At 74.9% G+C, this 7,628-nt stretch carries 1 protein-coding gene; it reads right to left on the bottom strand.

All coding sequences use genetic code 11. The features are described 5' to 3' along the window. A partial coding sequence (locus PSU4_RS30120; RefSeq protein WP_186817267.1) for a non-ribosomal peptide synthetase occupies positions 1-7,581 on the bottom strand: 7,581 nt, incomplete at its 3' end. Positions 7,582-7,628: the final 47 nt, after the last annotated feature.

Genomic DNA, 7,628 nt, shown 5'->3' on the forward strand with positions numbered 1-7,628 from the left:
CACCTCGACGAGGGCGACCTCGGTGTCCGTGCGGGGCTCCCGCCCGCCGGATCCGGCACCCAGGTCAGGAGCCGGCAGCGCCGCCCGGTCCAGCTTGCCGCTGGCCGTGACGGGGAACGCCTCGAGGCGCGTGACGGTCGTCGGCACCATGTAGTCCGGCAGCACCGATGCCGCGAACTCCCGGACGGCCTCTGCGGACAGCCCGCCGTCGACTGCACCGTCGGCCGCGGTCACGTAGGCGGCCAGGAACTTTCCGCCTGCCGGATGGTCGAGGGCGAGCACCGCGGCACCCGACACCGCCGGATGCTGCTCCAGCACCGCGCGGACCTCGTCCGGCTCGATCCGGAAGCCGCGCACCTTCACCTGGTCGTCGGCCCGGCCGAGGTAGTCGAGCTGACCGTCGGCGGTCCAGCGCACCACGTCGCCGGTCCGGTAGAGGCGCCCGCCCGACCCGGACGGGTCGGCGACGAACCGCTCCGCCGTCGCTCCCGACCGGCCCACGTAGGAGTCCGCGAGCTGCGCGCCACCGAGGTACAGCTCTCCCGCGACGCCCGGCGCGACCGGACGCAGCCACCCGTCCAGGACCGCGACGGTGGTGTTCGCGAGCGGACCGCCGATCGGGGTGGACGACGCACCGTCGGACAGCCCGGCGAGGTCGTAACCGACGGTCTCGACCGTCGCCTCGGTCGGGCCGTACAGGTTCCAGACCGCGCGGCCCGGCGCACGCAGCGCACGCGCGACCGACACCGGCACGCTCTCGCTGCCCACCGAGGCGTAGCGGACCTGGAAGGACGCCAGGTCGACACCGTCGTCGGCGAGCGCGCGCACGACGCTCGGCAGGAAGTCGGCGTACCCGAAGGTCTCGGCACGCAGCAGGTCTGCGAGGTATCCGGGGTCCTTCTCCGCGTCGGCAGGGATCATGCGGACGGCGGCGCCCACCGCGAGCGGCCAGAAGAACTCCGGCACGGAGACGTCGAAGCCGACCGACGACTTCTGCAGCACCCGGTCGCCGGCGTCGAGCGGGAACGTGCTCTGCCGCCACCGAACCAGGTTCACGATCGCGCGGTGGGAGACCACGACGCCCTTGGGGCGCCCCGTCGTGCCCGATGTGAAGATCACGTACGCCGGGTCGCCGGGAGCCGGCGGACGCGTGAGGGCCGGGGCCCCGGTGCTCTCCGCGCCATCGGCCGCGGCCGGATCCACCAGCGGCGCACCGGACTCCTTCAGCGCCGCGGCGTGCGCGGACGCGCTCGCCGCGTCGGCGATCACGACGCTCGGGACGGCGTCCTGCAGGATGTAGCCGATCCGCTCGGTCGGGTACCCCGGGTCGATCGGCACATAGGCCGCGCCCGCGCGGAGCACGGCCGCGAGGGTGACGACCTGCCGCTCGTGGCGCGCCACCAGCACGGCGACCCGGTCGCCGGTCCGGATCCCGGCGTCGACGAGGACGTGTGCGAGCGCGTTCACCCGCGCGTCGACCTCCGCGTAGGTCAGCTCCGCCCCGTCGGCGGCCACCACCGCGACGGCCTCCGGGGTGACCGCGGCCTGCGCCCTGAGCAGTGCGTCGAGCGTGGTGTCGAGCACCTCCGCCTCGATGGCGAGCGGGGGCCCCACGACGGGCCCGTCGATGTCGGGGAGCAGGGCGAGATCGGCGATCCGCGCGTTCGGCCTCGTCGCGATGGCACGCAGCGCGGCGCGGAAGACGGCCACGAACCGCTCCGCCGCAGGCGGGTCGAACAGGTCGGTGGCGTAGGTGAGGAACCCGGTGACGCCCGCGGGCGTCTCCTGCAGGGCGAGGTCGAGGTCGACCTTCGCGGCACCCAGCGCGGCCGGGCGCGGCTCGACGTCGACGCCGTCGAGGACCAGTCCCTGGGTCTGCGCGCCGATGTGATGGGTGAGCATGACCTGGAACAGCGGGTTGCGGTGCGCGGAGCGCTCCGCGCCGACCGCCGCCACCACCTGCTCGAACGGAGCGTCCTGGTGGGCGAGCCCGTCGAGGATCGTCCGCCGGGCCGCGGCCAGCACGTCGGCGAGGGTGTCGGCGCGGCCCAGCCGGTGCCGGATCGGGAGGGTCGTGACGAAGTAGCCGACCACGTCCTCCAGGCCGTCGGCCGTGCGGCCCCCGACCGGGGAGCCGAGGACCACGTCGTCGGCACCGCCGAGCATCGACACCGTCACCGCGGCGGCAGCCTGGGCGATCATGAACATCGTGGCGCCGGTCTCGTCCGAGAGCCGGCGCAACCGGTCTACGGTGTCGTCGTCCACGGTGAACGCCACGTCGGCGCCGCGGTGGCTCGGCTGCGCGGGCCGGCCCCGGTCCGTCGCGATCGTCGACTCCGCCGGGGCGTCCGCCAGTGCGTCCCGCCAGTAGCGCAGGTGGCCGGCGAGCGCGGAGTCCGGATCCGCGGCGTCGCCGAGCGCCCGGCGCTGCCAGAGCGCGTAGTCCGCGTACTGCACGGCGAGCGGCGCCCAGTCCGGCGCGCGCCCCGCGGCGCGCGACGCGTAGGCCGTCGAGAGGTCACCGAGCAGCGAACGGAGCGACCACTCGTCGACGGCGTGATGGTGCACGGCCAGCACGACCACGCGCTCCGCGGCGGCCGTCCGGAGGATCGTGGCGCGGACCGGAAGGTCCCGGGCCAGGTCGAACGGGCCCTGCACCAGATCGGTGATCCGTGCGTCCACACCGGTCGCGTCGAGGGCGGTGACGTCCTCGGTGTGCAGCAGAAGGTTCTCGGCGGCGTGCTCGGCCGGCAGGATTCGCTGGTGCAGCCGCCCCTCGTCCTCGACGAGCAGCGTGCGGAGCGCCTCGTGGCGGGCGAGCACGTCGCGGAGCGCGGCGCCGAAGGCGGCCTCGTCGACGTCCCCGGTCAGGCGCATCACGACCGGGACGACGTAGCGGGAGCCCGGGCCCCCCAGCCGGTCGATGAGCCAGAGCGCCTGCTGGCCGTAGGAGACGGGCAGGGCCGTGACGTCCGTGGGACGCTCGATCGATCCCACCCGGGGCAGCGGCCCCGGCACAGCGGAGTCCCCCACGACGCGCGCGAGCGCGGCGACGGTCGGATGGTCGAACACGTCGCGGAGCGTGAGTGCGCTGCCCAGCGCGGCGTTCGCCCGCGCCACCACCCGCGTCGCGAGCAGGGAGTGGCCGCCGAGGCGGAAGAAGTCGTCGTCGACCGACAGGCCCCCGCCATCGCCGTCAGGGCCCAGCGCCAGCACGTCCCGGAACACGTCCGCGAGCGTGGCCTCCGTGTCCGTGGCGGGTGCCCGGCCACCGGCCGGCGCGCCGAGGTCGGGGACGGGCAGTGCCGCCCGGTCGAGCTTTCCGTTCACCGTGACGGGGAACGCGTCGATCCTCGTGACCGTCGTCGGGACCATGTGGTCCGGCAGCTGCGACGCCGCGAACCCGCGCAGGTCGGCGAGGTCGGGCGCACCGGTCACGTATGCAGCCAGGTACTTCCCCCCGGCGGGATGGTCGAGGGCGAGCACGACGGCGCCCGCCACCGCGGGATGCTGCTCGAGCACCGCGCGAACCTCGTCGGGCTCGACCCGGACCCCGCGGATCTTCACCTGGTCGTCGACCCGGCCGAGGTACTCCAGCAGGCCGTCGCCGGTCCAGCGGACCACGTCCCCGGTGCGGTACAGGCGCGCGCCCGACCCGGACGGGTCGGCGACGAACCGCTCCGCGGTCAGTCCGAACCGGCCGACGTACCCGTCCGCGATCTGCACGCCGCCGACGTAGAGCTCCCCCACCACACCGGGGGCCACCGGCCGCAGCCAGCGGTCCAGAATCCGCACGGCCACCCCGGCCGGCGGGACGCCGAGCGGGATCGCGCCGGCAGGCACCGCCGGTACCTCCGCGAGCGTGGCGTCCCCGGTGACCTCGGTGGAACCGTAGAAGTTCCGGAGGACGGCGGAGGGCGCGATCCGGCGCATCCGCTCGGCCGTGGTCGCGGTGAGCGCCTCGCCCGAGGAGACCCAGGACCGCAGCGCAGGGAGCGCACCGACCGTGTCGGAGTCCGCCAGGGCGGCGGCCAGCGACGGCACGGTGAGCAGGTGGGTGACCTCGTGGCGGGCGATCGCCTCGAGCAGCGCCGCCGGGTCGGCGGCGATCCGGTCGGGCAGGACCACGACCGGGGCGCCCGCGACGAGCGGGCCGAACAGCTCGGTCACGGCGTCCACGAACCCGAGGCCGCTCTTCGCGACCGCGACCGACGCAGGCCCGTACCCGAGCACCTCACGGCCCCAGGCGAGCCGGTTCACCAGGGCGCGGTGCGAGAGGGCGACACCCTTGGGGACGCCGGTCGTGCCCGACGTGAACAGGACGCACGCGGTGTCGTCCGCCGCGACGGGCCGCGCGGGCGCGAAGGACACCGCCTCTGCCGATGACACCGCCTTCGCGGACCGCACGTCGTCGAGGAGAAGCGTGGCCGTGTCGTCCGAACCGTGGGCCGAGGGCGACTCCGCGACGACGAGCGCCGCGCCGGACTCCTCGACGATCCGCGCGATCCGCTCCGCCGGGTGGCCGGGGTCGACCGGGACGTACGCGGCCCCCGTGCGCAGGATCGCGGCCAGGACGACGACCTGCTCGATCGACCGCGGTAGGAGCACGGCGACGCGGTCCCCCGCGCCGATCCCCCGCTCGACGAGCAGCGCGGCCACGGCGTCGATCCGGGCGTCGAGCTGGGCGTGGGTGAGGCGGCCGCCGCCGTGTGTGAGGTCGTCGCCGTCGTCGCCGCTGAGGACCGCCACCGCGTCCGGGTTCGTCGCGGCCTGCTCCCGCAGGAGGGAGTCGACGGTCCCGGTCGGGCCGGCGACGGGTGCGGGCGCGGCGTCCACCCCGCCGACGTCCAGGTCGGCGATGCGGGTGTCCGCGTCCGCGCCCAGGGTCTGCAGGACCTGGCGGAGCAGGATGACGACGCGGGAGACCACGGCCGCGTCGAGCACGTCGGGCCGGGACGTGAGCCGGAACCCGATGCGGTCGGCCGTGGGCAGCACAGCGAGGGCCAGCGGGTAGTGGGTCGAGTCACGGATCTCGATGCCGGTGACGGCGAGCGCGTCCGGCTCCGCGGCCCGGCCGATCTCGTCGAACGGGTAGTTCTCGTAGACGACGATCGTGTCGAAGAGCGGATTGTGTCCGGTGGCGCGGTGCAGCTCGGTGAGCGGCACGTGATGGTGCTCGAGCAGGCCGGTGTTGTGGTCCTGGACCTGCCGGACCAGCTCGCCGAGCGTCGGGTTCGCGCCGAGGGCCACAGGAGTGGGAACGGTGTTGAGGAACAGGCCGACGGCGTCCTCGACGCCGTCGACCTCGGCGGGCCTGCCGGAGACGATGGCGCCGAAGACGACGGTGTCCTGCCCCGTGAGCGCGTTCAGCACGACGCCCCAGGAGGCCTGCACGAGGGTGCTCAGTGTCGCGCCGGCCCGGCGTGCGGCCCGGTGGAGCGCAGCCGTCAGGTCCGCGTCGATCTCGAACAACTGCTCGTCGGGGAACGTCGTGGCTCCTGACCGCGCACCGGGCGCGACCAGGGTGGGTTCCTCGACGCCCGCCAGCGCCCGCGTCCAGCGGGCCACCGAGGCGGGCTGGTCCCGGGCGCCCAGCCACTGCAGGAAGTCCCGGTGCACGAGGTCGGGGGCGGACGCCGTCCGGGTCCGGTAGGCCTCGACCAGGGCCTGCACGAGGCGCGGCACGGACCAGCCGTCCGCCAGCACGTGGTGCAGGGTGAGCACCGCGGTGTGCGTTCGCGGTCCGGTCCGGACGAGGCTCACCCGCAGCAGGGGGCCCGTCGCCAGGTCGAACGAGGCGGCCCGGTCACGGTCCGCGACGCGCCGCGCGGCGGCGGGGTCACCGGAGTCGTCGACCGAGAACGGCACGGTCACCGCGGCGGGCACGACGGCGACGAGCTCGCCGCCGGCGGTCGGGACGATCGCGGTGCGCAGGGTGGGGTACCGGTCGAGGACGATCGCGAACGCGCGCCGGAGCCGCTCGGGATCGAGCTCGCCGGCGTCGAGCTCCAGTATCGTCTGGGTGACGTAGACGTCGATGTCGCCCGCAGGGCCGCCGGAGCCGCCGACGAGGGACTCGACGGCGATGCCCTCCTGCAGCGGGGTCACCGGCTGCACGTCGGTGAGCGCGCCGAAGCGGTCCTCCCACCCGTCGATGTCGGCCTGGGTCACGCCCCGCGCCGTCAGGTCGGACGGCGATCGGCGCACGATCCGTGCGCCCTCGGAGAAGTCCCGCAAGGTCGACAGCGCGCGGAGCCAGAGGTCCGCGATGGCCCGGGCATCGTCCTCCGCGATCGCCGAGGCGGCGATCTCGAAGGTGGCCACCAGCTCGGCCCCCTGGCCGGCGCCCACGACGGCCGCGTTGACATCGATCAGCGCGGGCAGCGGGCGGTCGGCGGGAAGATGCGCCCTGAGCCCGGGGTGCTCCGGTGCGCTCACCCAGTCGGCGCCCTCGACGGCGCCGAACCGGCCGAGGTAGTTGAACCCGATCTGCGGCCGGTGGCCCACCGGACCATCGGGATGCAACAGCCCGTACCCGATCCCCCGGAACGGCACCGCACGCACCTGCTCCTTGATCCGCAACACCGCCTCCGCCGCGGCGGCCGCATCGGTCACGGCGACCACCGGATCGACGTCCACGGTGTCCAGCGCGACCGGGAACCACGAGGTGAACCACCCCACCGTCCGCGACAGATCACTGCCGGGGACCAGCGTCTCCTCGCGGCCGTGGCCCTCCAGGCCCACGACGACACGACGGTGCCCACCGCCGCGCCACGCCCCGACTGCCACGGCCAACGCCCCCAGCAGGACATCGTTGACCTCGGCGGACAGGGCCGCCGGAACGGCCGACAGCACCGCACGCGTCACGTCCGCGGGCAGAGTCACCTCGAAGCGGCGCGCCGACCCGTGGGTGTCCTGCGCCGGGTCCAACGGGCGGGACCCCAGCAGCGGCTCCCCCGCCGCCATGATCTGCGACCAGTAGCCCGTCTGCGCCGCCACGTCCGCGTCCGCCGCGCGCGCGGCGGACGCCACCGACCACGCCGGCAGCCCCGTCCCGACCGGCAGCAGCTCCGCGGAGCCACCGATCTCCAGCGCCCAGGCCGCCGCCAGGTCGTCGCCCAGGATCCGCCACGACACCCCGTCCACCACCAGGTGGTGGATCACCCACAGCAGCCGTCGCTGCTCAGGGAAGAAGACCGCCCGCCACAGCACGCCGGCCTCGAGATCCAGCGATCCCGACAGCTCCGCCACCAGCTCGTCGACCCGCGCCAGGCCCGCACCGGACCGGTCGACCCGCAGCCGTTCCGCGGCCACGAGGTCGGCGCCCGCCACTGCGACGTCGTCGACCGCGAACCAGCGGTTCACCAGGCGACCGGACAGCGCCGGATGATGCGCCGCCACCCGGCCCAGCACCCGGCCCAGCCGTTCCTCGGCCAGATCGGACGGTGTGGTGAACACGAACCACTGGGTGAACGACCCGAACCCCGGCTGCCCAACCTGAGCTGCGGCGATCGGCCACAACCCCGACCCCGACACCGCCTCGGGACCCGATACCCCGTCGGCCGCCCGCCCGTCGGCCACTGCGGCCAGGGCAACCACCGTCCGGGCCGTGAACACCTCCGCCGCCG

The organism is Pseudonocardia sulfidoxydans NBRC 16205, from assembly GCF_007989085.1.
GTDB lineage: Bacteria > Actinomycetota > Actinomycetes > Mycobacteriales > Pseudonocardiaceae > Pseudonocardia > Pseudonocardia sulfidoxydans.